Source organism: Leptolyngbya sp. O-77, from assembly GCF_001548395.1.
In the GTDB taxonomy this organism is placed as follows: Bacteria; Cyanobacteriota; Cyanobacteriia; order Elainellales; family Elainellaceae; genus Thermoleptolyngbya.
In genome coordinates this window covers 44,834-71,763 of record NZ_AP017367.1, presented here as the reverse complement: position 1 = coordinate 71,763, position 26,930 = coordinate 44,834, and the positions used below count along the sequence as shown (strand labels likewise).

General features: G+C 50.7%; 26 protein-coding genes and 5 pseudogenes. 11 read left to right on the top strand and 20 right to left on the bottom strand.

Going from position 1 to position 26,930, the window contains the following annotated elements:
• Positions 1-68: 68 nt before the first annotated feature.
• On the top strand, positions 69-659 hold the full coding sequence (locus O77CONTIG1_RS00330) for a TVP38/TMEM64 family protein (RefSeq protein ID WP_286132472.1): 591 nt from the start codon (positions 69-71) through the stop codon (positions 657-659).
• Here O77CONTIG1_RS00330 and hisI read toward each other — a convergent pair.
• The 5 genes and pseudogenes from hisI to O77CONTIG1_RS00315 all read right to left on the bottom strand — a co-directional run bounded on the left by hisI (position 628) and on the right by O77CONTIG1_RS00315 (position 3,198).
• Entirely contained in the window at positions 628-966 is a 339-nt protein-coding gene (hisI, locus tag O77CONTIG1_RS23120; protein ID WP_225894656.1) for a phosphoribosyl-AMP cyclohydrolase, read from the bottom strand. The genes O77CONTIG1_RS00330 and hisI overlap by 32 nt on opposite strands.
• Positions 956-1,429 (bottom strand): annotated as a pseudogene (locus O77CONTIG1_RS25855) (transposase). Before O77CONTIG1_RS25855 ends, hisI begins: the two are co-directional and overlap by 11 nt.
• On the bottom strand, positions 1,326-1,703 hold the full coding sequence (locus O77CONTIG1_RS25850) for a transposase family protein (RefSeq protein WP_225894655.1): 378 nt from the start codon (positions 1,701-1,703) through the stop codon (positions 1,326-1,328). Before O77CONTIG1_RS25850 ends, O77CONTIG1_RS25855 begins: the two are co-directional and overlap by 104 nt.
• Positions 1,704-1,866: 163 nt before the next feature.
• Positions 1,867-2,517: a hypothetical protein gene (locus O77CONTIG1_RS25085; protein WP_172799612.1), complete on the bottom strand. Its 651-nt coding sequence runs from the start codon at positions 2,515-2,517 to the stop codon at positions 1,867-1,869.
• Positions 2,518-2,535: 18 nt separating this feature from the next.
• Positions 2,536-3,198, bottom strand: coding sequence for a hypothetical protein (locus O77CONTIG1_RS00315; RefSeq protein ID WP_156434774.1), 663 nt, complete (start codon positions 3,196-3,198; stop codon positions 2,536-2,538).
• Between the two features lie 667 nt (positions 3,199-3,865).
• On the opposite strand from O77CONTIG1_RS00315, the gene O77CONTIG1_RS23115 reads away from it, so the two are divergent.
• Positions 3,866-4,327 carry a transposase gene (locus tag O77CONTIG1_RS23115; RefSeq protein ID WP_172799611.1) on the top strand — a complete coding sequence of 154 codons (462 nt, stop codon included), beginning with the start codon at positions 3,866-3,868 and terminating at the stop codon, positions 4,325-4,327.
• A 224-nt stretch (positions 4,328-4,551) separates the two neighbouring features.
• Here the strand turns inward: O77CONTIG1_RS23115 and O77CONTIG1_RS00305 are convergent, their stop codons facing one another.
• The 3 genes from O77CONTIG1_RS00305 to O77CONTIG1_RS00295 form a co-directional block, all read right to left on the bottom strand.
• Positions 4,552-5,583: a FecCD family ABC transporter permease gene (locus O77CONTIG1_RS00305; protein ID WP_068507099.1), complete on the bottom strand. Its 1,032-nt coding sequence runs from the start codon at positions 5,581-5,583 to the stop codon at positions 4,552-4,554.
• Positions 5,584-5,673: 90 nt separating this feature from the next.
• Positions 5,674-6,075: an ExbD/TolR family protein gene (locus O77CONTIG1_RS00300; protein ID WP_068507097.1), complete on the bottom strand. Its 402-nt coding sequence runs from the start codon at positions 6,073-6,075 to the stop codon at positions 5,674-5,676.
• The gene (locus tag O77CONTIG1_RS00295; protein WP_410503482.1) at positions 6,075-6,701 is read right to left on the bottom strand and encodes a MotA/TolQ/ExbB proton channel family protein; all 627 of its coding nucleotides are present in this window, start codon (positions 6,699-6,701) and stop codon (positions 6,075-6,077) included. Before O77CONTIG1_RS00295 ends, O77CONTIG1_RS00300 begins: the two co-directional genes overlap by 1 nt.
• Positions 6,702-7,143: 442 nt before the next feature.
• Here O77CONTIG1_RS00295 and O77CONTIG1_RS23110 point away from each other — a divergent pair, with 442 nt between their 5' ends.
• From O77CONTIG1_RS23110 to O77CONTIG1_RS00275, 3 genes are all read left to right on the top strand, one after another.
• The gene (locus O77CONTIG1_RS23110) at positions 7,144-8,562 is read left to right on the top strand and encodes a TonB family protein (RefSeq protein ID WP_084781914.1); all 1,419 of its coding nucleotides are present in this window, start codon (positions 7,144-7,146) and stop codon (positions 8,560-8,562) included.
• A 65-nt stretch (positions 8,563-8,627) separates the two neighbouring features.
• Positions 8,628-9,674: a FecCD family ABC transporter permease gene (locus O77CONTIG1_RS00280; protein ID WP_068507085.1), complete on the top strand. Its 1,047-nt coding sequence runs from the start codon at positions 8,628-8,630 to the stop codon at positions 9,672-9,674.
• A 5-nt stretch (positions 9,675-9,679) separates the two neighbouring features.
• Positions 9,680-10,489 carry an ABC transporter ATP-binding protein gene (locus O77CONTIG1_RS00275; protein WP_068507082.1) on the top strand — a complete coding sequence of 270 codons (810 nt, stop codon included), beginning with the start codon at positions 9,680-9,682 and terminating at the stop codon, positions 10,487-10,489.
• A gap of 354 nt (positions 10,490-10,843) precedes the next feature.
• On the opposite strand, the pseudogene O77CONTIG1_RS00270 reads toward O77CONTIG1_RS00275, so the two are convergent.
• Positions 10,844-11,859 (bottom strand): annotated as a pseudogene (locus O77CONTIG1_RS00270) (IS4 family transposase).
• Between the two features lie 396 nt (positions 11,860-12,255).
• Between O77CONTIG1_RS00270 and O77CONTIG1_RS00265 the strand changes: the two are divergent.
• Positions 12,256-13,220, top strand: a pseudogene (locus O77CONTIG1_RS00265) (transposase).
• Between the two features lie 41 nt (positions 13,221-13,261).
• Here O77CONTIG1_RS00265 and O77CONTIG1_RS23105 read toward each other — a convergent pair.
• Both O77CONTIG1_RS23105 and O77CONTIG1_RS00255 read right to left on the bottom strand, forming a co-directional pair.
• On the bottom strand, positions 13,262-14,263 hold the full coding sequence (locus O77CONTIG1_RS23105) for an iron-siderophore ABC transporter substrate-binding protein (protein WP_084781912.1): 1,002 nt from the start codon (positions 14,261-14,263) through the stop codon (positions 13,262-13,264).
• Positions 14,264-14,278: 15 nt separating this feature from the next.
• Entirely contained in the window at positions 14,279-16,855 is a 2,577-nt protein-coding gene (locus O77CONTIG1_RS00255) for a TonB-dependent siderophore receptor (protein ID WP_084781911.1), read from the bottom strand.
• Between the two features lie 295 nt (positions 16,856-17,150).
• On the opposite strand from O77CONTIG1_RS00255, the gene O77CONTIG1_RS00250 reads away from it, so the two are divergent.
• Complete coding sequence (locus O77CONTIG1_RS00250) at positions 17,151-17,759, top strand: Uma2 family endonuclease (protein WP_317134173.1); 609 nt, start codon at positions 17,151-17,153, stop codon at positions 17,757-17,759.
• Between the two features lie 27 nt (positions 17,760-17,786).
• Entirely contained in the window at positions 17,787-18,416 is a 630-nt protein-coding gene (locus tag O77CONTIG1_RS00245; RefSeq protein ID WP_068507078.1) for a hypothetical protein, read from the top strand.
• Here the strand turns inward: O77CONTIG1_RS00245 and O77CONTIG1_RS00240 are convergent.
• Positions 18,382-19,404 (bottom strand): helix-turn-helix transcriptional regulator, encoded by a 1,023-nt coding sequence (locus O77CONTIG1_RS00240; protein ID WP_068507076.1) that lies wholly within the window; start codon positions 19,402-19,404, stop codon positions 18,382-18,384. The genes O77CONTIG1_RS00245 and O77CONTIG1_RS00240 overlap by 35 nt on opposite strands.
• Before the next feature lie 92 nt (positions 19,405-19,496).
• On the opposite strand from O77CONTIG1_RS00240, the gene O77CONTIG1_RS00235 reads away from it, so the two are divergent.
• Together O77CONTIG1_RS00235 and O77CONTIG1_RS00230 are read left to right on the top strand one after the other, a co-directional pair.
• Complete coding sequence (locus O77CONTIG1_RS00235) at positions 19,497-20,348, top strand: class I SAM-dependent methyltransferase (RefSeq protein WP_225894654.1); 852 nt, start codon at positions 19,497-19,499, stop codon at positions 20,346-20,348.
• Between the two features lie 17 nt (positions 20,349-20,365).
• A complete protein-coding gene (locus tag O77CONTIG1_RS00230) occupies positions 20,366-20,905 on the top strand; it encodes an ABC transporter substrate-binding protein (protein WP_068507071.1) in 540 nt (179 codons plus the stop codon).
• A 157-nt stretch (positions 20,906-21,062) separates the two neighbouring features.
• Here the strand turns inward: O77CONTIG1_RS00230 and O77CONTIG1_RS23100 are convergent.
• Positions 21,063-21,825, bottom strand: a protein-coding gene (locus O77CONTIG1_RS23100) for an IS5 family transposase (RefSeq protein ID WP_410503481.1) whose coding sequence is annotated in 2 segments (ribosomal slippage) — positions 21,063-21,479 and positions 21,481-21,825 — 762 coding nt in all. Because the reading frame shifts where the segments join, the coding sequence is not laid out codon by codon here.
• A 59-nt stretch (positions 21,826-21,884) separates the two neighbouring features.
• On the opposite strand from O77CONTIG1_RS23100, the pseudogene O77CONTIG1_RS00215 reads away from it, so the two are divergent.
• A pseudogene (locus tag O77CONTIG1_RS00215) lies at positions 21,885-22,867 on the top strand (ISKra4 family transposase); the annotation flags it as partial.
• 15 nt (positions 22,868-22,882) lie between these two features.
• On the opposite strand, the pseudogene O77CONTIG1_RS25845 reads toward O77CONTIG1_RS00215, so the two are convergent.
• From O77CONTIG1_RS25845 to O77CONTIG1_RS00195, 7 genes and pseudogenes are all read right to left on the bottom strand, one after another.
• Positions 22,883-23,011: pseudogene (locus O77CONTIG1_RS25845) on the bottom strand (IS4 family transposase); the annotation flags it as partial.
• 3 nt (positions 23,012-23,014) lie between these two features.
• Positions 23,015-23,356: a DNA methyltransferase gene (locus O77CONTIG1_RS25305; RefSeq protein WP_197673282.1), complete on the bottom strand. Its 342-nt coding sequence runs from the start codon at positions 23,354-23,356 to the stop codon at positions 23,015-23,017.
• Positions 23,353-23,820 (bottom strand): hypothetical protein, encoded by a 468-nt coding sequence (locus O77CONTIG1_RS25300; protein WP_068507060.1) that lies wholly within the window; start codon positions 23,818-23,820, stop codon positions 23,353-23,355. The genes O77CONTIG1_RS25305 and O77CONTIG1_RS25300 overlap by 4 nt, the downstream gene beginning before the upstream one ends.
• A gap of 50 nt (positions 23,821-23,870) precedes the next feature.
• Positions 23,871-24,158, bottom strand: a complete 288-nt coding sequence (locus tag O77CONTIG1_RS28275) for a hypothetical protein (RefSeq protein WP_315874835.1) — start codon at positions 24,156-24,158, stop codon at positions 23,871-23,873.
• Complete coding sequence (locus tag O77CONTIG1_RS00205; protein ID WP_197673281.1) at positions 24,092-24,982, bottom strand: transposase; 891 nt, start codon at positions 24,980-24,982, stop codon at positions 24,092-24,094. Before O77CONTIG1_RS00205 ends, O77CONTIG1_RS28275 begins: the two co-directional genes overlap by 67 nt.
• Before the next feature lie 162 nt (positions 24,983-25,144).
• Positions 25,145-25,357 carry a DUF2283 domain-containing protein gene (locus O77CONTIG1_RS00200; protein ID WP_068507058.1) on the bottom strand — a complete coding sequence of 71 codons (213 nt, stop codon included), beginning with the start codon at positions 25,355-25,357 and terminating at the stop codon, positions 25,145-25,147.
• Positions 25,358-25,568: 211 nt separating this feature from the next.
• Complete coding sequence (locus O77CONTIG1_RS00195) at positions 25,569-26,726, bottom strand: histidinol-phosphate transaminase (protein ID WP_068507056.1); 1,158 nt, start codon at positions 26,724-26,726, stop codon at positions 25,569-25,571.
• Between the last annotated feature and the right edge of the window lie 204 nt (positions 26,727-26,930).

Below are 26,930 nucleotides of genomic sequence, written 5' to 3'. Positions count from 1 at the left end.
GTTCCTATCTTGGATGACTGCTCATGCGAAATCGACTGGTTAAAATTGCGGAACTCAGCTTGCTCGTTTTGCTGATTGGGCTAGCGATCGCCCTTGTCAACCAAGTTGGCACCGAACAGCTTCGCGCAGATGTAGCTCGATTTGGGATTTGGGCACCTGTCATTGTCCTGCTACTGCGTTTGACCAGTATCGTAATTCCAGTACTGCCAGGAACCGCTTATTCGATTTTGGCAGGCGGTCTGTTTGGATTCGCGCAAGGACTGTTAATCATTGTGATCGCTGACTTCATCGCTTGCACATCAAACTTCTTCATTGCCAAACGCTATGGACGCAGCTTTGTGAAGAAGCTGGTGGGGCAAAAATTCATGGTGAAAGTTGATTCACTGGGGCAAAACTATCTGGAACGCAATGTTTTTCTAGTCACAGGGCTATTAATGACTGGATTGTTCGATTTTGTCTGCTATGCCGTTGGGCTAACGCAAATGGAATGGCGAAAGTTTACACCTGCATTGGTGCTGAGTATTGCGATCGCGAAACCGCCACTCGTGGCATTAGGTGCAGGAGTGTTTGAAGGGGGACGTATTCTGTTAGGGCTGTCTTTGCTGGGAATGTTTATCCTGGCAATGATTACCGCATGGGTGAAACGAAAATCAGATTAAAGAAACAACTTCTGGCTCCCGTATGGCAGGCAACATTACCCACCTGCTCAATTCTCAATAGAAGCGTATCGGCATCACAGTCGTAATAAAAAGCTTTGACTTTTTGAATGTGTCCAGACGTTGCACCTTTATGCCATAACTCCGCCCGCGATCGACTCCAGTAGCAAGCTTCTCCCGTTTCCAAGGTTCGCTGAATCGATTCACGGTTCATCCATGCCATCATCAAGACGGCATTGTCCAGGTAATCCTGGGCGATCGCTGGAATCAACCCCTGTTCATTAGACCTCCTGCATGAATCAGGAGGCATGTGCCAGTTCATGGTTGAGGATGCCAGCAATCAGGTTCACCCGCAAGCCAAAGCGTTTCCTGCGGTTGCGATAACGTCCTGAAAAGATGCGGAAAATCTTGAAGCGACGAATCACATGCTCAACGCGCACCCGCAGTCGTGCTAAGACCCGATTATGCTGCTTCTCTGCGTCTGGTAAGGGTTGCTGGCGCTTCTTCTTGGTGGGCGTACAGGCTCCCGCATGGCGTTTGGCAAACCCCTGCTAGCCTCTGTCAGCTAAGCATAACTGGGAGGAGACAACCGGCAGGCGACTGCGCTTGAGCAGCTGGAAGTCATGGGTTCTGCCGGTGTCAATAGCGGTGCCAATTACCTGCCCAGTTTCAAACTCCACTAGCAGTTGGGCTTTCAGCGTGTGGCATTGCTGCTTGCCGCTGTAGTAGCGCTTTTGTTTTTTGGGGACGTTCAATTTCCATCTCCCCCACATCCACCATCATGACTTTCCATTCCCAACCCGGTTGATAGAGCGGACGCTGACTCGGCAGTCGGAACCTACCGCCCTTGACCAACAGGTCTTCGACTTTGCGTACAATTCGCCCAACGGTGGTCTCGTGGATTCCCCAACTGACGGCAATATGAAACTGGCTGCGATACTCTCTCCAGTACTCCAACGCCACCAGCAGTTGTTCTTCCACACTGAGCTTGGCTTGTCCGCCCCGTTGCCCTTGACGATCTAGATGGGGGCGCAACACCTCAACCATCTCGCTGAATGTCTCACGGCTGACCGACCCCGCACAAGCGCTTGAACTCGGGCTTCGATAGATGCGCTAATTCGCTGTATCGCATATCTGCTGCTAGAGTGGGTGTTTATTCAGAATCTATCTGGCTTGGCTGCGATCCTCAACTGTCACACCACGTTGCTATTCATGCAGGAGGTCTTTTGTTCCCCGCGCTGACAGGAGTTATCGGCGCAGGCGGCGTTTTCCAAGCAGGCTCTTTCACACGGCAGTGTTGCTCCCGCAATAACCTTAGCGATCTGGGCAGCATTTCCTCTCTCTCTAGCCGCTCCACTTCTGGTAATGCCTTCACCTCTGACCACAATGTCTGTCGTACCGGCGGAGTTTCTGCCTGCTGCCATCCCATCCATACTCGCCAGTTCCACACCCACTGACTCAAAATCTGCCAGAATTCCTGTCCGCTCGCACTCCAACTACACCAACGGTCCATTTCCTGTTCTTCATCTTCCTCTTTTAGCCGCCGCTCAAATCCACCCCGTCCAAAGTACAGGCTCAGAACATCTTGGCTCTGCAAGCTTGATGCTGATTGCGAGGTGATAAACAGCTCATACACCTGCCCTTTGTATCGTTTCCCGACCCGTCCATTGTGCTGCCCTTCTGGACTCCGCACTACGATCAATCGAAAGGGACTGCTGTATCCCCGTCCTGCGTCTTCAATGTATCCAAGGTCTTTCCGTTGCTCTAACTCCCGCCCTTCAACGGACTCCCATCCCTCGGACTCTTGCATTCGAGCAACGACGACCGGATGTTTCAATAACGAGTAATCTCGGCTCCGCATCAGGTAGCCAATCCCGTTCTATTGCACTTGACTCACCAGCTTCGGGCTGCCATACAATCCGTCTAACCGCACAATCCCATGACTCACTCGCAATCCCTGCGTCTCCAAGTATCCCTGCATCCGCGCAAGCGCTCTCCCTAGATCCCCCGCGACGTCACCATTCCCCGCACTCCCATAGCTTCCCAGCCATTCACTGGTATGGGCCACCGCTACTGTCGTGCGTGTTCGTACCGCTTCTCCTCGTTTGCGTCCTCGATATCCAGGTAAACTCACCCCTGCACTCCGGCGGCGCGCTCCAGGATAGCGATCGCTCTCGCTCACATACCGCTGCCGCACCGCTTTTACTGTCCCGTCTACGTCTATCATCAAGTACCGGTTCCCTATCCGGTCTGTCATCCACACCTGCTCTCGCACACAGATGCCCTTCTGCCCTATCTCTTCTTCAAATAGTCCCCGCAGCGCTGCTACCGTTCCCTCGTCTACGTCCTTCAAAAATCGGCTTAAACTCGATGCCACTGGACACCGCGATCTCTCCCACAGTCCCATCACCAGTCCGCTCACTGGCCCTAAGCTCTTGAAATATTCCTTTAGGCTCCCTTCTCCGCTGACGGCATAACTGTTCAACAGCAGCACGTAATCTTTCACTTCGTACTGCCCCATCCGCCTGCGATTCACTTTCACACGCGCTCTCAGACGCTCTACCAATCCGCTCTCTTCCCAATACTTCCCATACAAAACTGCCTCCCCTATCCACTCTGGCACTCGCTTCTGCCCTAAACCTTTTACTCCAATCTCTACACTCCCCATTTACCACTCTCCCTCTCTCTCCCTTCCCCCAAATCATCTCATCCCAAATTCCCCTCTACACTTGCTTCCTAGCCCTCTTAACCCCACCGCGTTGCGCATCTCGTGGGATGCACCGGGAGAAACCATCCAGCTACGAGAAGCAAAAGACTGCCCTCCAGGAGCGCTGAGGATTCGTTCACCCTATGACGTTGAGGCACGTCGCAGTACGAAGTACAGCCGAAGTTGGACAGGCTACAAGGTGCACTTGAGTGAAAGTTGTGATGATAAGTTGCCCAGATTCATTACCAATGTAGAAACAGCAGAAGCAACGAACCAAGATCAATTGGCAACACCTAAAATACACGCTTCGCTGATGCAAAAAGGACTCGTTCCTGAACAGCATATTGTCGATCAAGGATACATGTCTACTCGATTGATTCAACACAGTTAAGATGAATATCAGATTGATCTATTCGGCCCTGTTTCTACCGGCAGTGGTTGGCAAGCCCAGGCGGGGCAGGGTTTTGACCTATCTCATTTCAAGATTGACTGGAAGCGTCAAGTGGCAAAGTGTCCCAAAGGAAAGCGCAGTCGAGATTGGAAAGTTGGGAAAGACCATTACGGTAACTCAGTGATCCATGTGGGCTTTAGAGAGCGAGATTGTACAAAATGTCCGGTTCGGTCTCAATGCACTCGCGCCAAAACAACGCCACGGGAATTAACGCTGAAATTACCCCATGAGTATCAGACCTTGCAACAAGCCAGAATCCGACAAGCAACGGATGCGTTCAAGCAGCAGTATGCGATTCGAGCGGGAGTAGAAGGCACCATTTCGCAAGCTGTTCGAGGTTTTGCCGTTCGCCATTGTCGATATGTTGGACTGGCAAAGACTCATCTGCAACACATTTTGACTGCGGCTGCCATGAATCTGGTGCGAGCGGTCAATTGGTTAGAAGGTGTGCCACTGGCGAAGGCGCGACAGTCGCAGTTCGCAAAACTGGCACCAGTCAGGGCAATCGGATAACTATAGGATGATGCGATTTTTCTCTCATCGATTCGCCAACAGTATCGAATCGTTGCCAACCCCCAATGTGGCTTAAACCGGCGATCGCTCCTCGACCCACAGAGAGCGATCGCTTTTCTCTATCTTTACCCCTTTGGCACACTCCCTCAAACAGCCTGCTCACAGTCTTTTAAAGTCAGTTTTGGTTAAGGGTGTTTTGGAGGGTGTGGCGACGCGGCATCTAATTATCTTACCTTTGACCGCGTTAGATAGATGAAGAATGTCCCCCCGATAAGAGCAGTCATGATTCCCACGGGTAACTCCTGCGGGCGAATCACCAGTCGTGCTGCCAAATCGGCGACAGACAGGAGGATCGCACCCCATAAGGCGGCATAGGGCAAAACCCAGCGGTAATCGAGTCCAACCCAGAAGCGCACCACATGAGGAATAATTAGCCCTATAAACCCAATTTGCCCCGCCAAAGCAACTGCACCGCCAGCTAGCAACACAACGGCGATCGCTGCGATCGCTTTCACCCATGCAGTTTGTAGCCCTAGCCCTTGAGCCACCTCGTCGCCCAGCGCCAGCGCGGTAATTTGTTTTCCCAGCCCAAAGGCAAGGAACAACCCCAGCAACAGGTAGGGTAATACGGGTAGCAACACGCCTAAATCTCGTCCCGCGACTGACCCTGCTAGCCAAAACCGGATTTCATCCAGGGTGCGCTGGCTCAGGATGAGCGTGCCCGTTGTAAAGGCGGAAAGCAGATATGCTAAGACGGTTCCAGATAGAATAAGTTTCAGTGGGGTGATGCCGCTGCGCCCAACCGAGCCAAGCGTATACACTGCTACAGAGGCGATCGCCCCACCCGCAAACGCGACCCAAGTATAGGTTTGGATAGAAGTTGTTCCCAGAAAAAAGGTCGTGATTACGACCGCAAACGTGGCACCCGCACTGATGCCCAAGATTCCGGGGTCAGCGAGCGAATTGCGGGTGAGTCCCTGCATTAGCGCACCTGCCACCGCCAGCGCCGCACCAACCACAGCGGCAATTAGCACTCTGGGCAGGCGGACAGTGGTGATAATCAGGTGATTGGTGGAGCCATCAAACGCAGTGAGCGCTAGCCAAACGGTCGATAGGTCAATCTCGGCAGCGCCCAGCGTTAGCTCCAGCATCATACAGCCAAGCAAAAACAATCCGCTAATTCCCAGACCCAGCCGCCGAAACAGAGGCGATCGCCAGCTTGGAAATCGAGGCATAAAAAATGGAGCTTGCGTCATGACTAACCATCACAAACCAGAAATAGGCATTGATTCGCAGAAACTTTTATGAGACGTGCAAGCAGCAGAGGCTCAGATACGGTAGATGTATTACGGCCGCTGCGTCGAGACACCAACTTTGACGCCTTCTACAGTTCGCAGTCGATCCATCACGGTTATCACGCTTCCGTACTCAACTTTTTCATCAGCATTGATCACCACAAGCGCTTCGGACTGGTTTCCCATTTGCGATTTGATTTGCGCGGCCAGATCATCTACAGATACAGACTGGCGATCGACAAACACCTCTCCTGATTGATCAATGGTGACGGTAATACGAGTCTGCTGCTGGGATTGAGCCGTTTGCGCTTTTGGCAAATTCACTGGCAATCCCTCGGAGCGCGTCAAAAACAGCGACGACATGATGAAGAAGGTCAGAATCGCAAAGATGACATCGATCATCGGCACGATGTTAATTGGCGGAATATCGTCCGCTTCGTCAGGAATATTCATTACGATTGGCTCAGCGCGGGGACAACTTGAGACATGGGAGCGAACCCTTCATGACGGCTCAGGTGCAACACTTCTAGCTGGCTACTATATTCCTGAATGGCCGCAATTTGTCGTCGATAAAACCCACGGAACATACTGGCGAACAGCAGCATGAACACAGCCACGATGAGACCTGCGGCGGTTGAAACCAGCGCTTCGCTAATGCCGCCCGTCACCTGCACAGCACTTTCGCTGCCCACACTCCCTAGATTCAGCGACGCAAAAGAACGAATCAAACCCAGCACTGTTCCCAGCAATCCCAACAGGGGCGACGAGGTAATGATCATGTCAAAGATGGAATTGAACCGTCGCAGCATCGGCAGTTCTGCTTGGGTTGCCCCTTCTAGCGTCAGGCGGAAGGCATGGGGCGGAAAGTGATCCACTTCTAGCGCTTCCAGGAAAATGCGAGCAATGGGCAGGTCGGCGTTTTGTCGCAACTTAACCAGGGCCGTCCCCAAGTCTTGCTGGTAAATTCGGAGCACTTCTTGAACGACTGGCTTTTGGCGACGATTGACCCTTGCCCAGAACACGAGGCGCTCGGCAATCAGGGCGATCGCCGCGATCGAAAACCCCAGCAAGGGCCACATGACAATTCCACCTGCTTGAAATAATTCCACAATCAACATTGCAATTCACACAGCGAATAGGCCAACTCATGAGGTTATGAGAATAGCAGAGTAACTTGGAAGACTTTATTGATAGTTCTTCTCAAGAAAACTTAGGTCTTTAGATTATTGATGTCAAGAGTTCGCAAGAATTTTTCTGGACGCTATACTCAAAAACTCTCCATTCCCTGGGAGAACGTCGAAGAATTTTCAATTCACATGAATGTTGCAAAGACGCTGAAACAATTGACAGGAAATGAGCTTGGGGTTCCTGTCTATCCAAAATCACAGCGAGTCGCAAATTGACAGCGTGCTAGTTACCCTCTAGGATAATTAGGGCAAATAGGAATTAGTCGCAGGTAGTATCAGAGCATACATTGTAGCCAATGTCCATTGCAGCAGAAGTTATCAAACAGCGAAGCAGATGACCTTTTCACATACCGTTGCTCAGCAGCGAGCCAAGCAAGAAAAATATGTAAGGCGTTTTGTCGGCTATAGCCTTGTGGGGTCTTTTCTGCTGCACGGAATTGCCATGGGCATGAGAGTCAGCCGCTTCGAAAATCCCCCAGCAGCAGAGGATTTGGTGGTGGTGGTGGAGCCGCCGACCGAGCCAATCCCTGTTCCTAGTCCGATTCAGTCAGAGACGGTACAACCAGAACAGGTCGAGCGGGAACAGCCACTTGCGTCTCGGTCTGTAGACGCGCCTGGTGCCAGTCGCGATGCCGAACTCGTAGAGCCGCCGACCGTTCCCCAGCGATCGCCAGATGCTCCCCCCTCACCTAGTGAATTGCCCTCAGCAAGCCCGCAGACCCCCGCGGCAGAGCCAACCGGAACCGCTGACGCAGAAGATGAAAATCCTGCGCCGGGGCCGCTTAGAAGCTTCTTTCCCACTTCGTCAGGCTCTCCTGAAGGCGCAGGAACGGTCGCCGCAGCGCCAGGAACGACGGGTGCAGGCGACCGCCCTGTCGCAAACCCGGAGTCAGATTCTGGCGAGGGCAGTCGTTCCAGAGGTGGCAGTCAGTCTCGGGAAATCACCTGTCGCGGCTGCGATTTTGATTATCCGGATCAGGCGAATGGCGCAGAGGGCACTGCCCGAGTCGTTGTGGAAACTGATGCCAGCGGTCGAGTGGTATCGGTGATGCTCTCTCGCTCTAGCGGCAATGCTGAGCTAGATCAAGCCGCGCTGCGCCAGGCCCGAGAGCGGGTGCGCTTAAACAATGCCAGAGCCGGAGAGAGCTACCCTCTAGATATCGAGTTTGTGCAGCCGGGTTCCAGGTCGGCTTCACAGGCGCGGCAACGGGGCGATCGCCGCAGCATCACCGTGACTGATCCAGCCCCAGCGGCAGACACTCCCTCAGCTCCCGCCACTGCCACCCAACAGCCGCCCACTCCAACCCCTAGCCCCTCCTCCCAGCCTTCTACTGCCGCTCCCGCCGCTGCAACCAGCCCCTCACCCGCTGCGCTCCCGAATGCTTCCCCGACGGAGCCTAGCTCGTCTCCAGCTTCAGTCCAGGCAGAGCCAACCCCAGCATCAAGCCCAGCACCAACTCCAGCATCGGTCCCAAGCAGACCCGCCAGTCCGGCTCCAGCGCGTAGCCCCAGCGCCACACCCGCTGCCCGTCCCAGCGCCACGCCCAGACCCGCCCCTGCCGCCCGTCCTTCTGCACCGGCTGAGCGCCCCCGCCCCGCGATTGAGCGAAACAATGCGCCAATTGTGGATGTCCGTCCAGAAGCGCCGGCCCGACCCAGGTTTCGGCCGCTGCCCAGGCGGACACCCCGTCCCACCCCAGCAGCGCCCGTTGCCCCCACGACTCCACCGCCAGCGGCAGACTCGCCAGAGTAGCCCTCGCCCTACATGCCCATCTCTATTCTCTAAAACCGCCAGCCCTTAACTATCGCTGTTGAACCGTGTCGAAAAGTTGGTTAGCCATCCGTTTTAGCAGTGTTCCGCTATCCTTTCGACTGGATCAGCGGCTCCCTGCTGTCATTGCTCTGCTGAGCGTGATCGCCCTTGGGGCACTCGTCCTCAGCGTCAGCTACGGCGAATACCCGGTTCCACCGTTAGACGTGGTGAAGACTATTCTGGGACGAGCAACAGACAATCCTGACTATCAGTTTGTCGTTTACACGCTGCGTTTACCCAGAGTTATAGCAGCCTTTTTAGTTGGGATGGGATTGGCGATCGCGGGCACAATTCTCCAGGGGCTAACACGCAATCCACTGGCAGCGCCCGAAGTCGTCGGGATCGAGGCTGGCGCAGGGTTGGCAGCCGTGATGGTGATTGTGCTGCTGCCTGCGCTTCCCCTTGCGCTGCTGCCTGCGTCTGCCTTTGTGGGGGCATTCCTGGCTGCGCTGCTGGTGTATTCTCTCGCATGGGATCAAGGTAGTTCACCCATTCGTCTAATTTTAGTAGGCGTCGGAATTGGGGCAGTCGCTTCTGCATTCACCAGTCTGTTCATCACCTTTGGCAATATAAATGACGTAAGCCAAGCGCTAGTGTGGTTGGCAGGCAGCGTGTATGGGCGCAATTGGGAGCAAGTGCAAGTGCTCCTGCCCTGGTTAGTCGTGTTCGTTCCTCTATCACTTTTGGGTGCGCGTGAGCTGAACACCTTACACTTGGGCGATGCAGTGGCGCGGGGGCTGGGCAGCCGCGTGGAATGGCAGCGCGGAATGCTGCTGCTGACCAGTGTGGCTCTGGCGGGTGCGAGTGTGGCCACCGCAGGCACAATCGGCTTTGTGGGGCTGATGGCTCCTCACCTGGCGCGGCAGCTTGTGGGCCCCTCCCATGAAGGCCTGATCCCAACCGCAGCATTGGTTGGTGGGTTAATCGTCATGCTGGCCGATCTGCTAGGGCGATCGCTCTTTGCGCCGATTGAATTGCCCTGTGGCGTGATCACAGCCGCCATCGGCGCACCCTATTTCCTCTATCTGCTCTATCGCAATCGGAATGCTTAGGCTTCATGGATACCGCACTCACTGCTCGTCAGCTCACGTTGTCCTACGATCGAGCCGCCATCATTCGGGATTTGCATGTTGAAATTCCAGTTCGCCAGATCACTGTCCTGGTTGGGGCCAACGGCTGTGGCAAGTCTACGCTGCTCAAAGGGCTGTCTCGCTTGCTGAAGCCGATGAGCGGAGCCGTATATCTGAATGGTTTGGCGATCGCCAAACTACCTACTAAAGCCGTCGCCCAGCAGTTGGGACTCTTGCCCCAAGGCCCAACGGCTCCCGAAGGGCTGACGGTGCGCGAGCTGGTTGCACAGGGCCGGTATCCCCACCAAAGCTGGTTTCAGCAGTGGTCCGCAGAAGATGAGCGGCTGGTCGAAGAGGCCTTGAGCATTACCGATATGACAGACCTGGGCGATCGCTCCCTCGATAGCCTATCGGGTGGACAGCGCCAGCGCGCCTGGATCGCGATGGCTTTGGCGCAACATACAGAGACTCTGCTGCTGGATGAACCAACAACTTTTCTGGACTTGGCCCATCAGGTGGAAGTGCTGGATTTGCTGCACGAATTAAACCAGGTACAAAAACGCACGATTGTCATGGTGTTGCACGATTTAAACCAAGCCTGTCGTTATGCCGATCATTTAGTGGTGATGCGTCAAGGCGCAATTTTTGCCCAAGGCGCGCCCGCAGAGGTGATGACAGAAGACATAGTGCGCGAAGTTTTTGGATTAGAGAGCCGAATCATCTCTGATCCCGTATCTGGCACACCGCTGTGTATTCCCATCAGCCCCAAAATGCGGATGAAACAAGAACGAACCTGACCCAGGCGATTGCCTGATCCAGGCTTGCTTAAATTCCAGAAAACAATTGACGCTATTCTCAACTATATTTTTTGCTCTTTAACTTGGCGGTCTAAAAGCCTAGAATTCTAACTCTGAAGACAGCCGCACACCACTCAACCCCATGATTCTGGAGGTTAATCAGATCAACATGGCGATCGCAATCTCACAATCTGACTATTGGGAGCTATTTAATCCGATCGAATCAACTGAGACAAGCGCCTATCCCACTGATTCATTTGAGGTAACTTGGGACTATCCCAAGCCAAAAGTGTTGAATCTTAAGATTTTCTTTTCTAAAAATAGACACACTAATCCTGTGGCAAGCTGGTTTTGTCAACAAAACACTAATTTTTGGAGCCAGTGGGCATAACTGATATTTTCACACATAAAAGCCTGTAAATATCGTAGCTTATCTAATACTTTGTTGCCAAATTCTTTCGGAATTGTCACCAATTGCAAAATCACATAAGCTACCAAACACGCATAAATCTGCATCTCAATCCCGTTCACATTCTTAGTAATTAGTCGATCTAGTTTCAGATGCATCTTCAGAAATTTCCAAATAACTCTATCTGCCAACGCAAACGATAAAATTCGCTAATTTCCTCATTGGAAATGGTATTTTCTCCCCCTATCGGTAGATTCGTTGACAAGCGATATTCTGTTTGTGATTCTAAATCACAAAAGGCGACAACCCGTGCTTCAACTTGCTCCTTACCCGTGCCAATCAAGAAGTTGCCATTTTCTAGCATCTTGAGACTAATATTATTCTTGATTCTGACGATAAAGTAGCGATTCTCTTGATTCAGTAAATAGCGAATTCGAGCTAGGCTAAAAAAGCCCCGATCCATGACCCCGACACTATTATCAGGCACAGCATCGATCGTTTCCTTCCCATGTTTACTGTCATGACCTTGACCAAAGTGGATGAAAACACCCCCCGGCTCATGTGTCATTAAATCTAAACCACTAAACAGCTTTACTTGGTGAATACCCTGCGCCCAGAGCAACTTGCTCGTCAAACTAACAATGGTTGAATCCAGCGGAAATAAAGTCAGCTTTGCAGCATCAATCTTATGCCTTTTGTGGAGTTCCTGCTTCAATACCCAAAAAAGATCATAAAGTATCTGGGGATCACGGTTCTTGCTGGCTTTAGAAAAAGTAGAAATCTTGACCTTGATGCCACGAATATTTAAGCGCTTGAAGACGCTCCTCATACTGCTTTGACTCTGATCGAGAACCAAGGAGAGCCAAATAGAAACAAATAGAAAGCTGTTGAGAACCGGATAGTCATCCGTGGCGAGGTGGCCCAGATGCTTTTTGACGATCTCAGGAAAGTTTGATATCATGATACTAACATTATTTTCTTTTTTATAGCCTCTAGTTTACACGATTAGGGGCTATTTTTTTAAACATATTTGCTATCATTCAACACTTCTGATCCCAAGCATCTTGGGACGGGATATTGTCGAGAGCTAAAGCTGCGAGATGAAATCCATCTACAGATCATGCACTACAAAATGCATGATTCTATCCAAATATAGCTACCTGAACGCGAGCATCCCATTGAATATAGTTTTCATCTTGCAAATCAATCTAAACCCCAAAAGGGCGCTCAGGATAGCGGCAAGTATGTTCTCTATGGCAGTGGATTACGCCAGAAGTGTTGAAAGTTAGGTTAAGCAAAGAAAAAATGGGGGCAAAATGCAGTATTCTGTCCCCAGATAAAGAAAAAATAACGTCCAATGGTAGCCACGTTTCCTCAAATTGTCAAATCCATATTGCAGCAACTCTGCGCGCATGACTATCCCGTGTTGAACTCACGCTTATTTTTTGAAATCTGGTTAACCTTCGTTTTAGACCAGAGTTTAACGAGCATGAGGGACTTGTTCTATCGCCTGAATAAGGCGGGTATTGAAGTTGACATTTCCACCTTTTCTAAAGCTTGCAAGACACGACAAGACCAGCATTTTTTCGGATCTATGCTGAACTAATGGAGCAGCTAAAGCGGAAGAATCCAGCAACAGCGCGAATGCTATTTCCGATTGATTCAACCGTTATTACATTAACCAGCAAGTTATTCTGGAAGCAGGGTTATCATCAGGTTAAATTGATGAACGGAGTGAATTTAACTCAGGGCAATCCGAGCGAGTGCTTGATTCATTTTGGACAAGGACATGATGCAAGATTTGCCGAGTGGGTAACAGGTATGATTCCTGAGAACGGCGTCGGCATCATGGATAGAGGCTTTGCGAGTTGGGAGTTTCTTGACCAACTAAGCCAGACCAAGACACTCTTTGTGGTGCGAATTAAGAACAACATGAAGACCGAACTTGACCATCAGCGGTATCGGGTCATTTGGTTTTGTGATCTCGAAAGCCAAACCGAGTTTCGTCTAGCCACTAATGTAGAACAGATGACGAATGAGGAGGTCGGCGAAGTGTATCGTCATCGTTGGCAGATCGAGGTGCTATGGAAGTTTTTGAAGATGCACTTAAAGTTGGACAAACCGATCACGAAAAGTGTGAATGGAGTCACGATACAAATTTACATGGTATTGATTGCTTATCTCGTTTTGCAGTTAATAGAAATTCCAGCGTTTTATGGCTGTCAGTTGTTAGATAAGCTGCGATATTTGCAACTCGAATTGAGCCGTCGCTGTTCAATTGTCCACTGGAGCTTTGACTGGGTGCCGGAGACACTCGTGTAGTTGCATGTTAAGTTTTATGTCCGAATTCAACACTTCTGGTTTTAGCGTAATTCATGTGTGCCAAGTAAGTGTTTTTCAATGTCATCTAGGACAGCATGAGCCGAGAGAAATTCAAAGCCGTACCAGGAGAAAAAATCGACTAAGTGAGCTTGATTTTGCTGAACAGCATTGACTCTAGACCATAAAGGGCTGTTTTGCAGCCGCTTTAAAGTAGCGTGTCCCTGTTCAAGATGGGCACCAACAAAAAGAGCATCGGCATCGATCTCTGGAAGTTTTTCTTCAGACATGGGTAGGAGTATGCCTTCGGGGGCTTGTGGAGATAGTAGTCCCAGATCATTCAGAATTGTACCTGAGAAAGAATTTTTCCCAGCCAGCATCAAGCCATTCCTTGTAAAGATAAATTCTGCATAAAATGGTCGGTCTCGCCTATTTAAAGTGCTCTGTAAATTGCCTAAGTTTTGTTTGAGCGTTTCCACTCTGCGATAGTAGTCATCCAGAAGCTGATTTGCAACATCTACTTTGTCAAAAACTTTTGCTGTTTCTATCAGATTTTGTTTCCAACTGCGAGAGATTTCCTGCCAGGGGACAAACACTGTAGGAGCAATTTGAGATAATTGTTGATAGGCACCTGGAGTTAACGCACCTGACGGACTAACGATTAGATCTGGATTGAATTTCAAAATGCTTTCTAAGTTAGGCTGGTCAGCAGAATAACCATACAGAGCAACATCTGAAACTCGGCTTGCTAAATGTTCAGGAAGATCAATCTGTTCTGATAGAGGAGACCATATCCATCCTGCCGCTGGTTTGATCCCTAGAGCAATTAAGTTGCTCAGGCTCAAAATATCTATTGCTACAATCCGCTGTGGATGCAATGGAATACAGGTTTCACCCATTGGATGTTTGACAGGTCGGCAATCGCCTGTTGAAGTAGCTGCAATATTGTTGTTTAGATTGAGAGTTTGATGACAGGCAGTGGTAAGCAAAAATATTGCAACTCCTAGTACGATACAGGTGATCAAACGATGCTGGAATCTCTTCATAGAAGTTTTGGCTCCCTAAAACGTCCATGAAAGCGTTCCCTGCACGGTAAACGGCTCACCTAGAATTACACGATTTATATTTCCGGCAGATTCAAAATAATCTATGTCGAAAATATTACGGAAATTCAACGCAGCACGAAATCTATCTCGTTCATAGAAAATAGCCGCATCAGTTCGTAAATAACTGGGAATTTCAAATGAATTGTCCAGATCGCCAGGGCGATCGCCAACAAAAAATAACCCTAACCCGAAACCCAATCCTTCCAAATCGCCCTCCTGTAGTTGATAGCTTGTCCATAAATTGAACGCATGTTTAGGGATATTGTTGATCTGGTTACCAACATCAAAGGTGTTGTCTTCTGTGATGCGAGCATCTGTATAGGCATAGCCTCCGATTACATTCCATCCGGGGAGAATCTCACCGGCAACATTAAACTCAATGCCTTGACTTCGTTGTTCACCCGTTTGAATTGAGAAATCTGGATTTTCTAAGTCTGGGGTCTCGACATTGCTACGGGTTAAATCATAAAACGCTAGCGTTGCCGTAAGTTGATCATTTAAATCGGCTTTCATACCGATTTCATACTGAGTCCCTCGTTCTGGTTGAAATAGACTGCCATCAGCCGTTCGACCAACAACAGGTAGAAATGAACGACTGTAACTTCCGTATAGTGAAATGGCTGGAATAGGTTGATAGACAATCCCGATGCGAGGGCTAAAGGCTTCATTCTGTTGAAAGGAGTCAGTTGATTCCAAAAAATCTTCTGATTCTTGAGTCGCAATATCAAAGCGTCCGCCTAATAGAAGCTTAAGATTTTCAAGCAGAGTAATTTGATCTTGAAGGTAAAAACCAACAAAATCAGTGGTTGTTAAATTGTCATAACGAGCAGTGACATCTCCAAGTGGTTGACCATAATCTGGGTCGAATAAGTCGAGTGGTGGCGCGCTGCGATTGAAACCTGACAATCCTGATTCTCGTCTAAATAGATTCACCCCTGCAACAAGCTGATGTTCTATGGAACCTGTATCAAATTCCCCCACCACGTAGGTGTCCAGATTGTAAACTGTTTCTTCAAAGTGTGGAGATTGAAAGCCTCGATTGAGCGTGCGACCGTCAGGATCTAAACCTAAACTAAATACGGCTGCTCTAGAAATATTGAAGTCTACAAATCGAAAAGCATTACGAATTTCCCAATTGTCGCTAAAACGATGCTGGAAATCATAGCCTAGTGTTAAAGCATCATACTGTCCGTTATCAGAAGGCTCACTAACGTAGCGATCGCGTGGAATATCACCATTAGGATTTGGCAATATTGTTCCTACAGCTGGCAACCCTAGATCAAAAGGTTGAGTGGCTTGAGCATAGTTAGCCTCAAAGGTAATCCTTGTCTGATCACTGATTTGCCATGTCAGCGTGGGAGCAAGAGAGTAACGTTGGGCATCATAAAAGTCAAAAAAGCTCTCTGTGGTTTGGGCTGCTCCCGTAAAGCGATAGAGTACGGTGCCATTATCATTCAAGGGACCAGAAAAATCGACGGAACCCCGGTAAAAACTAAAGCTACCCGCAGAGAGTTCAAAAGAATAATAAGGTTCACTCAATGGCTGTTTAGTAACTAGATTAACGATGCCGCCAGTAAACCCCTGACCGTAGAGCACTGAAGCTGGACCTCTCAATACTTCAACGCTTTCAATGTTTGAAGCTTCAAAGATAGGCGCAAAACCTGTGAGTGAATTTAAGCCATTGACTAAGTAATTAGCATCAAAACCCCGAATTAATGCGTCTTCAACGAACGTAAATCGAGGTGTAATTCCCCCTCTTGCTACGCCTGGCACGTTTCTTAGTGCCTCACTTAAACGAGTGACTTGCTGATCTTGAAGCACCTGTTGTGGGACAACCTGAATTGACTGGGGAATATCCCGGAGTGGCGTATCCGTTCGCGTTGCGGTTGAGGCACTCGATGGGTTATAGCCCTCATCTTGCTCCCCCGTCACCACCACCTGAATTGCGTCTTCTTCCGTAACCGCATCGGCATCTCCTAACATCACCGCTAACACCAATCCTTGAGCCTCTGTAGTTACGTCAGCTACAGGCGGCGCATCGGTTCCGGTGATTGCGACTCGAACTCTGTCACCCGGTAAACTCGTCACACTCACCAATGCGATCCCTTCGATCGGGTTTGCCTGAGAAAACTCCTCTGCGATCGCGGCATTGGGAATATCCGCAATCAGGGCATTGCCGATCGCCCTTGTTTCCGGCACTGCCAAAGCACCATTCTCCGTTTCCAGAATGATCTGCAAGCCCGCCTCGGTTTCCTCCACGCGCACATCAGTAATTTGGGTCAGCGAGGCTTCGATTTGGGCGATCCACTCGTCAACGGTGGTGGCAGGTTGGTCAAGCTCGGTTAGTTCCAGAGGTGCGATCGCCTCCGTAATCGGTTCACCCGTGTCTACAGCATCCGATGCTGCCTCGGCATAGACAGCGGGGGTGAGGAGCAGAAGAGTGGCGATCGCCCCCAAACTTCCCGTCACCGATTGAATTACACCAAAAAACACGCGGCTTCTCACAGCCCGATCGCACCAAACCTTCACCATGCTCACACCTAACGAGAACTATTTGCAATAAACCTTAGATGTAAGATTACAGAACTTCCCCCCGTACCGCCATACGGTAGAGCGCCAATTTTTATCCCTGAAGCGTCAAGAAGGCAGAAGGCAGAGGGCAGAAGGACCGAAAACGTGAGTCCTATTCAGCTGTCATCTTTAGCTTGGCGGCCTGCTGATGAGAGAAACCTATAATGAAATCAGAGTTGGGCTGAATGGGATGGTTTCACAGCTACAGGCATCCGATCAACAAGATGTCGTTTACCCCGACAGTGACGGGCAACCGATGGCAGACGACACTCGGCAGTTTCGTTGGATTGTGCTGATCCAGCAGAATTTAGAAGCTTGGTATGCCAATGATCCCACGGTGTTTGTAGCGGGTGACTTACTCTGGTATCCCGTTGAGGGAGACCCCAAAATCCGTCAGGCGACCGACGCAATGGTCGTGTTTGGCAGACCCAAGGGCGAACGTGGCTCCTATCAACAGTGGCGGGAAGACAACATTGCCCCCCAGGTGGTGTTTGAGATCCGCGCTCCTGGCAACTCCCAAACTGAACTGGATAAGAAACTGATCTTTTACGAGCGTTACGGGGTCGAAGAATATTACCTCTATGACCCCGAACGCAATGATCTCAGTGGTTGGCTCCGTCAAGAAGAGTGGCTCAGTCCGATTGATCCGATCGCCAACTGGGTTAGCCCTCGCCTAGAGATTCGGTTTGACTGGTCAGACTATGATTTGCAGCTTTATTTGCCAAATGGCGTATCATTCACCACCCTGGAGCAGGAGCGACAGCGAGCAGAGCAGGAACGACAGCGGGCAGATGCGGCAGAACAACAAGCCGCCCGATTAGCCGAGCAACTTCGCGTTCTGGGGGTTGACCCCGATCAGGTGTAAATCACTCAGATTTAAAGAGGAAGACCGATGGGCAGAACTGTTATTCTTGATCCGGCTGAAAGCTACACGTACAGTAAATATGCAGAACTGCCCTTTGACACGGCTGACATTTTGGCAGAATTTGGCATCACGCTGCACAACACCTCGCTGCAACTGCCCCAGCACTTGCCAATTGACCCAGCGCCATTGAGGATTGAATTGCAAGAAAACCTGACGCTGGTCGATCCTGCGTCAGAAATTGCTCGGCGCGAAGCATTGATTTTTCCTGTGCTCAAAACGGTTTGTAAGTTTATTCAGGCACCGCTCAAGATTGAGTATCCAGTCCGGGTAAGTGCCTGGTTAAAAGGCAGTTTTGACTATTTCATCCCTACCCCTCAAAGTTTGCTCGTGATCGAAGCCAAAAATGCAGACCTGTCCAGGGGGTTCACTCAGCTTGCTGTCGAACTAATTGCGCTCGACCAATGGACAGATTCGTCCACGCCAATCCTTTATGGCACCGTTACAACGGGTGACACCTGGAAATTTGGGCTGCTGCGACGTCAAGAGAAACAAATTCAGAAAGACATCAACACCTACGCCATTCCAAGCGATCTCAATCAGGTACTCTCTATTCTTTTTGGCATCACGATGAATGCATCCCTTGCATCCATGCCATGACGGTTCCTTTCTCACCTTTCTGGCATTGTTTTGGCGTTATTCCAAACCTGCGCTTGAATGCCTCGGTAAAATGTCCCAGATGGGAATAGCCCACCGCATGAGCTACTTCTGACACCCGCATCTGTCGGTTTCGCAACAGCCATTCCGCTTGCTCCATCCGCAGGGTGTGTAAATAACCAAACACCGTCGTATTAAACACCTCCCGAAACCCGCGTTGCAGAGTGCGATCGCTCACCCCTACCTGTTGCGCTAATTCCGACAACGAGGGTGGATGGGCAAGCTGGCGAGTCAGAATCTCTTTTGCCTGATGGAGACGATCGATCGTCTCTGGTTTCAGTCCAGGTACACGAGGTTGTTCTGAGCTATCAGCAATCAAGTCAAGGTAGATGACCAAAAGTTCTAGCACCTTCGCCTGGAGATAGAGCCGCTTCAACTCCCCACGATAAGGCGCATCCCACATCTGCTGGGCGATCGCCCGAATCTCAGGCGTGACACTGGGATAAAACGCAACTTTCCAATCTTCTCCTTTAAACAACTGCCGTACCTGATGAGACGACTGCTGGCAATTGCCCATTAAAAACGAGTCCAGCACCTCTGGCTTAATCTCGACATTAATACAGGTAAACCGCTGCCCCACCTGGTAGCTTTCGGCATAGCCTGGTGAAATGCCACTGCCCGAGAAATAGCTGCGCGTGCCGCCGAATCTGGGATAAATATTGCAATCAAAATAGCCTGACAGAAAAACTTCGATTTGAATTGGATGCTCGTGGGCGGGGGTTTTTACGACGAAGTCCTGGTAATATTCTTTGTCGTTGAAGTTTAACCACACCCCCGGCACTAGCGCCATGCCGCGACTGTAGCCTCGTCCCAAACAGGTGGGCACACCGGTTAGTTCCTCAAAATCATCCAGAACCAGATGAGCAGGACATGGCACGGGAGCCTGCTGTTCCAGTTCGTCCCAGTTGGATTCATTGAAAATGAGCGTCATGGCAGGGGTGAGTTCAGATTGACAATTGACACAAATGAGAATAATTTGCAATAATCTTACCACAATGCCTTTATCCTTAGAAACTTCTCACCATGCAACTGCGAGAACCAACCGACCAGCTTACAGGGGTTGCAGAAACCCTGATGATCACGCTGTATGCGCGTGCGATCGAAACTCAGCGTCCAGAGCCAATTCTGAGCGATCGCAAAGCCGTCGAAATTGCAGAAAGCTTGGATTATGACTTCAGCAAATATGAGAATGGCTGGGCATCGCAGCTGGGCTGCGTGATTCGGGCGAGGGCGATCGATCGCATCGTGCAGAACTTCCTGGAAACCCATCCGAGTGCGGTAATTGTCAATTTGGGTGCAGGATTATGTACCCGCTTTTCTCGGATTGATAACGGTCAAGTACGCTGGTATGAAGTGGATTTCCCTGAGGTGATTGCTCTGCGACACAAGTTCTTCCAGGAGAGCAATCGACATCACTTCATTGCCAAATCAATGCTCGACTTCACCTGGATGGATGCGATTCAGCGAGAACCGAATCAGCCGATGATGATTGTCTACGAAGGCGTATCCATGTATCTGTCAGAGGCTGAGAATAAAGCCTTATTGCAGCAGATCAATGCTCGTTTCAGTCCCGTTGAAATTCTGTTTGATGTGCTGAATCGTAAACGCTCACGCACTACTAAGCATCACGATACTGTCTCGAAAACGAATGCTGAATTTAAATGGGGAATTGATCAGTCCAGCAAACTTGAAACCTGGGGTTCAAACATTTGGTTAAAGCATGAGGAGTTCTATCTCAGTCAATTTTTGAATTATTCACAACGGTTGCCAATCGCTTGGAGTATTCTGGCACAACTGCTTCCGTTTATTCCATTAGCACTCTTCAAGAACTCTGGTCGAATTGTGCAATTACAAATCGGAAACTACTCCGAGTAAAAACCAGGATAGCGAAAATGGGAGAATCCTATCGGGCGATCGATGCTACAAACACAGAACTTCACTTGAGCAAACCTGCTGAACGAATCGTCTGCCTCACCGCAACCGGAATTGATATCCTCGCAGAACTCGGTTTAGAACCTGTGGGTTATCTTGCTCAAGGCATTGCCGATCGCCCTGAGTTTTTCGGCGATCGCGCCCAACAATTTACCTCCGTCGGTTCCTGGATGTTGCCAAACCTGAAAGCTATCCGCACCCTTCAACCCGACCTGATTCTAGGTTGGAGATTTCCCCATCGGCTTTATCAGCACTGGCTGCGGCAGATTGCTTCAACCTATCTCATGAGCGGCAGCGGATATGACATTGCATTAGCCAGATTGCGGGGTGTAGCTCGGCTAACCGGACGCGATACGGTAGCCGAAACCGCCATTCAACAACTGGAAACCCAAATTGAGACCTATCGTACTGCTATTCCAGCGAATTTACAGAAGACCGTGCTGATGATGGGTGGTTCAACACTCAATCTCCTGAGTGCATCCCACTTTTGCGATGAGTAAAAGTGCTTAGTTCTAGACTTTGGCGATAGCGATAAACTTTGAGTATTGTACTTTTACCCGATACCTGTCATGGACGCTGAGAAAAAAGCCCAAATCCAAGCCCATGCTCGTGCCCTTGCCGCTCTGCTATACGAGGAAACTGACCTAGGGCGTGTCATCAATTAAGCCAAGTCAGGGCAGCCGCCATGTAAATTGCACTCAGAAACGTCTCGGCTAACTTGTCATAGCGTGTCGCAATCGCTCGATACTGCTTGAGTTTGGCAAAGAAGTTCTCAATCAGATGCCGCGCTTTGTATAGCTCCTTGTCGTATTCACGCGGTGTCTTGCGGTTTCGCTTGGGCGGAATCACAGCAGCCTTGCCCTGTTGTTGGAGTCGCTCAACCACCCGTTGGTCTGCGTCATATCCTTTGTCAGCCAGGACTGTATCAGCTTGAATGTTCTCTAGCAGCACATCAGCCCCATCAAGGTCACAGACCTGCCCGGGTGTGAGGTGAAAGCCTGTCGGATTGCCCAGTGCATCGACAGTCGCATGAATCTTGGTGCTCAATCCCCCTTTACTACGACCAATGGCTTGGGCATTGGCATCCCCCCTTTGCCCCAGCACTATGCTGATGAGCACGCACAATCGTGGTGTCGATCATGGCGTATTCGTTGTCTGCATCTTCAGACAGCACCTGAAACACCCGTTGCCCCACGCCCGTCTTTGCCCAGCGCCGAAAGCGGGTGTGAACCTTGCGAAAATGACCAAACCGCTCTGGCAAGTCTCGCCAGGGAATGCCGGCTCGATATCGATATAGCACTGCCTCGACAAACAGACGATTATCCTTTGCTGTGACTCCCACCGCCCCCGCTCGTCCAGGGAGCAAATCTTGGAGCCGTTCCCATTGGTCATCGCGCAGGGCGTAGCGTCGGGTTGTCATAATCGTCAGATAGCTGAATCACTGCTGATTACAGCTTATCTAATTGATGACACTCCCTAGAGCAAGTGAAAACGTTGGCAGGGATTGAGGCGGCAGTGCGAGGACATCTGCTCGAACATGTCAGCCCAGAGATCGGGGATTTTTTATTGCAACAAGTAGCGGCACGACAAGTGGACGAAAGCGTCGCATCGAGAGCATCCTTGGACAACTGCAAGTGAGTGAGAAACAAGCTCAAATTCTGGAGGTGAAAGCGTACACACGATGGAGTCCTTACCTGGAGCGGTGTTGTTTGTTGGTGAGTGCCAATGAATCGTATGAGCGGGCGGCAGAAGACATTGAAGTGTTGACTGGGATAAAGGTTTCTCACAGTACTCAACAGCGATTAGTGCATCGTCAAATCTTTGAGTTACCGCAAGTGGAAGAAACGGTTGAGGAGATGAGTATCGATGGAGGTAAAGTGCGATTGCGAACACCCGAAGGAGAACCGAGTGAATGGCGAGATTACAAGGCAGTGAATCTGCACGAGTCCTGTGTTGCTGCCTTCTTTCAAGACAATGAGCAGTTGGTCAACTGGGTCAATGTTCAGTCTTTATCTGACCCATTGACTTGTATTGGAGATGGGCATGATGGGATCTGGAATGTCTACACCCAGATTGGCAACCAGACCCAAAGACGGGAGATTTTGGACTGGTATCACTTGGTTGAGAATTTGGGCAAAGTGGGTGGTTCTGTGCAACGTTTAGATGCCGTGGAAACCTGTTTGTGGCAAGGCGATGTCGAGGGCGCAATTGCACAGTTTGAGGATTGGCAACACGAGCGGGTTACGAATTTCGTTAGCTACCTTAACAAGCATCGACAGCGGATTGTCAATTATGGCTACTATCAAGCTGAAGGAGTCTCCATTGGTTCCGGGGCAATTGAATCGACCGTTAAACAACTTGGGCGGCGAATCAAGATATCGGGGGCGCAGTGGGACAAAGATAACGTTCCGCAGGTGCTGAAGCAACGTTGTGCCTACCTCAATGGGCAATTCTCAACATGAGTCTTGCAAAATTGGGATGCACTCGTCCAACACAAAGGTCAACCAGATTTCAAAGAACAAGCGCGAGTTCAAAACGGGATAGTCATGCGGACAAAGCTGCATCAAGATCGATTTGACAAGCTTCGGAAATGAGGCTATCATCAGGCATCATTTTTTGTTTACTAGGGGACAGAATACTGCATTCTGTCCCTTTTTTTCGTCGCTTAATCTATCTTTCAACACTTCTGGTAAAGGTGTAGTTGGTACGTTAAAGCAATAATTTTCAGATTTAGCAAAGAGGAAAATTGTATCGTGAATAACTCCGAAACTTCGAGTAGTGCCATGTGTTCCTGTACGTCGCCATACAATTTCATTAACACAGTAATCGAAACCAAAAACCTCGGATAATAAGCCTCTGAGCAGGAAATTTACACCTGAGTCACAGTGAACAAAAATGCTGCCATGTTCAGCAAGCAATTCCCTTGCAAGAACTAAACGTTCATACATCATAGTAAATATGAGTCCGTTCCCTTGCCCCACATATCCCGATAAGCAACCATCTCTAAAGTTGATTGATCTTTACCGATGGCTTCTTTCTCATCACCAATCTGAACCTGCATCGAAAAATCTGCGCCCACATCAAACGGCGGGTCAATATAAATCAGATCCACCTTGCCCTTAAACTCCTGCAACAGCGATGCCATCACCAGCTTGTTGTCGCCCCAAATCAGCCGATTGCGAAAATCATCCACACGGGGATTCTGCTGCTCAAATAGCTCCAACTGCCCCGTTGCCGCCGCTGCCCGCCGGGGTTCATCAATGCTCTCAATCTTCTGCATCGGCATGGCACACCCGGCAATATCCACCTCGCGCCGATTGCCATACTCGTCATACTTGCCCTCCCACACCAGTTCCATGCGCATTTGGGAGAGCGGGTGCGGGTTGTGGGGGCCGTAGGTGGGTTGCTGAGACATAATCAAGGCAAAAGGTAAAAGTACTTACATCTTGCACCAGTACATTTAGCCTACGTTTTTAGCTCAGCGAGGTGGACAAAGTGCACCGCAATACCGAGTGAATCGAGCAGGGATCGCGCTCGCTCAACTTGAAGCAGCGCTAAACAAGCTGCGACTTCCGGGAACAAGGCGTCTAATGCAGCAGTTGCAGCGACTTTCCAATCAGGGGTCGCTTTGGCGTGAGTTGCGCGGTGAACCCAATGAACCAGCACAAAGCTGAGGAAACACAACATCAACCAGCGATATACGCCCTTGAGCGTCTGCTGAGCAAAGCGATGCAACCCAAAGCGATGTTTGATGGTTTTGAAAAATCCCTCAATGCTCCATCGTCTACGCCCCCACCAAGTGATGGTGCTGCCTTTGAGGGGACGAGTCGAGAGGACAAACGTTTCGGCTCGCGTTTGAGGTAAAGCCAAGAAATCGTCACCGGGAAGTTCAGTCCCTCTAAGCGCACCTGTTGCCCTTTTTTCACCAGTTTGCTCACACAGCGACCATCAGCCAGTTTGCGGTCACACCGCACCCCGACAATTACCGAGTAACGGCGCTTTCGCATCGCTTTGAGGAAGGCCACGCTGCCAAAGGCGGTGTCTGCCAGAATGACCACCCGGAAGGCGCTCGTTAACGCAGGGGGCAAGCTACCTATTAAGCGAATCGCCAACTGCACCGCAGTCCGCTGATGTTTGCCACGCCAGACCCGAAAACTCCAGGGCACTCGACACTCTCCAACCACCAGATACAGCACCACCAGATGCAATCCTCGCTTGCCTTGCAGCACACGAATCAGCGATGCAAACGCTTTGAACTTGCCGCATTTCTCCAACGTCGTCAGATCCACCACCACCTGCAACCAGGGACGGCGACCTTTGGGAGCAGACTGCAACAGTTGCTGCACGATCTGCCGTCGCACCACGCGCACGACTTGGCGGGTGGGCCAGGCATACTCGTTGAGAAATCGGCTCAACGCACTACCCGACTTAATCAAACTGTGTTGCGGCGAGGGTTGCCCTTGAGCTTCTAGGAACAACCCCAGCATCGCTTGCAGGCTGTCTCTTTGGTAGGCACTCGGCATCAGGCTGAGCAGGGTGTAGACTAACGCTTGGGCGTGTCCAAGAATGGTTTCCACTGTTCTTGTTGTTTGTGACTTCACGCCCTTTTCTCTCATTGATTGCACCCGCCGAAAAGCCGTTCATCTGTACTGGTGCAAGATGTAAGAGTAAAAAGTAAGAAGGTTGGTAGTGACGACTTTAGTCGTCATCCAATATTCACTAAAGTGAACACTACGAACTTAGAGCGCTACGGTTTCAAAGGCAGTGCGGACAGGACTACCGGAAGGCGGTAAAAAGTTAAGTTTTTCAAACCCAATTACTCGCCCCTGCTGATCCTTCATCAAAATCACCTCATCGCCCGTTTCTTCGGCTTCGCCCTCATCTTGAGGGTTGCCAAACCAAACGACAAGGGTGTTACCTGTACGGTCATAAAATACTTTTACTTCTGCCATATCAACTCTCCTTCTTTAATTGCACTGGTTCGGTAGGCTGTGATGAGAAACCTTTCTCCGTTTAAGCGCCTCGCTACAGCACAGACCCAACGCTTGAATGGCTCAAAGCGCCGCCCCAGCCCAGGGCTAAAGCGGGATCACAAGCAAATCAGACATCGCTAGAGCGGCTTGCTTAACAGAGCGATATCAACCGAGCGATCGCAGACCCTTGCTACAGCAGGCTGCTGAGGCGATCGCAGGTGCGCTGGTTTTCTTCAGGCGTGCCAACTGTGATTCGCAGCCCACCGCAGGTCTTGCGAACCAGCGTCCCGGCAGATTTCAGGCTTTGAAACAGGTTCTCTAGCGTTTCATCTGCCGGATCATTTTGGAGCCGCAGGAATAGGAAGTTGGCGGCGCTCGGCCAGACGGTGATTCCTGGTAGCGTGGCAAGGAATTGGAAGAGGCGATCGCGCTCTGACAGCAGCGTGGGGATAGCGGCTAGCAGCACATCCTGGTGGGCCAGCGCCATCTCAGCGGCGCGTTGCGAGAGGCTAGGCAGGTTGTAGGGCAGGCGAATTTTTTCTAGCGTGGCGGCGAGTTCGGGATGGGCGATCGCATAGCCAACGCGATGCGATGCCAGTCGAAACGCCTTAGAAAAGGTTCGCAAAATCACCCAGTTGGGATGCTGGGGCAGTTCCGCCAGCACGGTTTGCTGACTGAATTCAAAATAGGCTTCGTCAATCACCACCAAAATGTGGGGGGGTAGACTCCGCAGCCAGTCCATCTCGGCAGGGGTGAGCGCATTGCCCGTGGGCGAGTTGGGATGCACCATAAACACGACGCGGATGGCGGGCTGTCCGGCGGCAGGCGTGGCGATCGCATGGCTGGCAGCGGCGAGATCCGTTTCAAAGGTTTGCTCGTCGCGCCCTACGCGCACCACAGGAACGCCCAGCGTGCTGGCGGTGATGGCATACATGGAAAACGTGGGGTCGGCCACCAGCACCGAGCCTTCTGCCCGCAGGCAGGTGGCAATCAGCAGCGACCGGATGAGTTCGTCAGACCCGTTGCTGACAGAAATATGGGCCGAGGTGACCCAGCTTGCGGTGGATTGAGCGGACTGGTGCGTGGACTGGTTGGCATATTGGGCGATCGCCCCTTTCAGCGCCGCATGCCCTCCGTCGGGATAGCGGTTTGCCTCCAGTTCATGCTGATAGGCCCAGGCCAGTTTTTGCTTCAGGTCGTCTGGCAAATCGTAGGGGCTTTCGTTGGTATCCAACCGATCGACCCGCGCAGGCTGCGTCGGGGAGCCATGCACCGCCGCCTCTGCACCACCAGGATGGGGCGTATAGGACACCAACTGAGCCAAATCGGATCGCAAAAAGGGAAGCATAAACCCGCCTACCGCTGCAAGCACACAGCCTAAAACCACCTCTCATAGCATACGATTTTCGAGCAGTGGTCTGTTGCCGTTCGGCTTGATGCAGAGCGATAGACGGTCACTCGGCAGCGCTGGACCCGAAAAGCCCCTACTCATAAAGATCTTAGGGATTAGCGGCGATCGCCCCTCGATGCATCGGCGCGATGGTGTAGGCTG

Bases quoted from the DNA above. Each gene is read 5' to 3' on its own strand.
- hisI (WP_225894656.1), bottom strand. From the start codon at position 966: ATGCCTCCTGATTCATGCAGGAGGTCTAATGAACAGGGGTTGATTCCA.
- O77CONTIG1_RS25850 (WP_225894655.1), bottom strand. From the start codon at position 1,703: ATGGTTGAGGTGTTGCGCCCCCATCTAGATCGTCAAGGGCAACGGGGC.
- O77CONTIG1_RS25085 (WP_172799612.1), bottom strand. From the start codon at position 2,517: ATGCGGAGCCGAGATTACTCGTTATTGAAACATCCGGTCGTCGTTGCT.
- O77CONTIG1_RS00305 (WP_068507099.1), bottom strand. From the start codon at position 5,583: ATGACGCAAGCTCCATTTTTTATGCCTCGATTTCCAAGCTGGCGATCG.
- O77CONTIG1_RS00300 (WP_068507097.1), bottom strand. From the start codon at position 6,075: ATGAATATTCCTGACGAAGCGGACGATATTCCGCCAATTAACATCGTG.
- O77CONTIG1_RS00295 (WP_410503482.1), bottom strand. From the start codon at position 6,701: ATGTGGCCCTTGCTGGGGTTTTCGATCGCGGCGATCGCCCTGATTGCC.
- O77CONTIG1_RS23110 (WP_084781914.1), top strand. From the start codon at position 7,144: ATGACCTTTTCACATACCGTTGCTCAGCAGCGAGCCAAGCAAGAAAAA.
- O77CONTIG1_RS00275 (WP_068507082.1), top strand. From the start codon at position 9,680: ATGGATACCGCACTCACTGCTCGTCAGCTCACGTTGTCCTACGATCGA.
- O77CONTIG1_RS23105 (WP_084781912.1), bottom strand. From the start codon at position 14,263: ATGAAGAGATTCCAGCATCGTTTGATCACCTGTATCGTACTAGGAGTT.
- O77CONTIG1_RS00255 (WP_084781911.1), bottom strand. From the start codon at position 16,855: ATGGTGAAGGTTTGGTGCGATCGGGCTGTGAGAAGCCGCGTGTTTTTT.
- O77CONTIG1_RS00250 (WP_317134173.1), top strand. From the start codon at position 17,151: ATGGCAGACGACACTCGGCAGTTTCGTTGGATTGTGCTGATCCAGCAG.
- O77CONTIG1_RS00245 (WP_068507078.1), top strand. From the start codon at position 17,787: ATGGGCAGAACTGTTATTCTTGATCCGGCTGAAAGCTACACGTACAGT.
- O77CONTIG1_RS00240 (WP_068507076.1), bottom strand. From the start codon at position 19,404: ATGACGCTCATTTTCAATGAATCCAACTGGGACGAACTGGAACAGCAG.
- O77CONTIG1_RS00235 (WP_225894654.1), top strand. From the start codon at position 19,497: ATGCAACTGCGAGAACCAACCGACCAGCTTACAGGGGTTGCAGAAACC.
- O77CONTIG1_RS00230 (WP_068507071.1), top strand. From the start codon at position 20,366: ATGGGAGAATCCTATCGGGCGATCGATGCTACAAACACAGAACTTCAC.
- O77CONTIG1_RS25305 (WP_197673282.1), bottom strand. From the start codon at position 23,356: ATGATGTATGAACGTTTAGTTCTTGCAAGGGAATTGCTTGCTGAACAT.
- O77CONTIG1_RS25300 (WP_068507060.1), bottom strand. From the start codon at position 23,820: ATGTCTCAGCAACCCACCTACGGCCCCCACAACCCGCACCCGCTCTCC.
- O77CONTIG1_RS00200 (WP_068507058.1), bottom strand. From the start codon at position 25,357: ATGGCAGAAGTAAAAGTATTTTATGACCGTACAGGTAACACCCTTGTC.
- O77CONTIG1_RS00195 (WP_068507056.1), bottom strand. From the start codon at position 26,726: ATGCTTCCCTTTTTGCGATCCGATTTGGCTCAGTTGGTGTCCTATACG.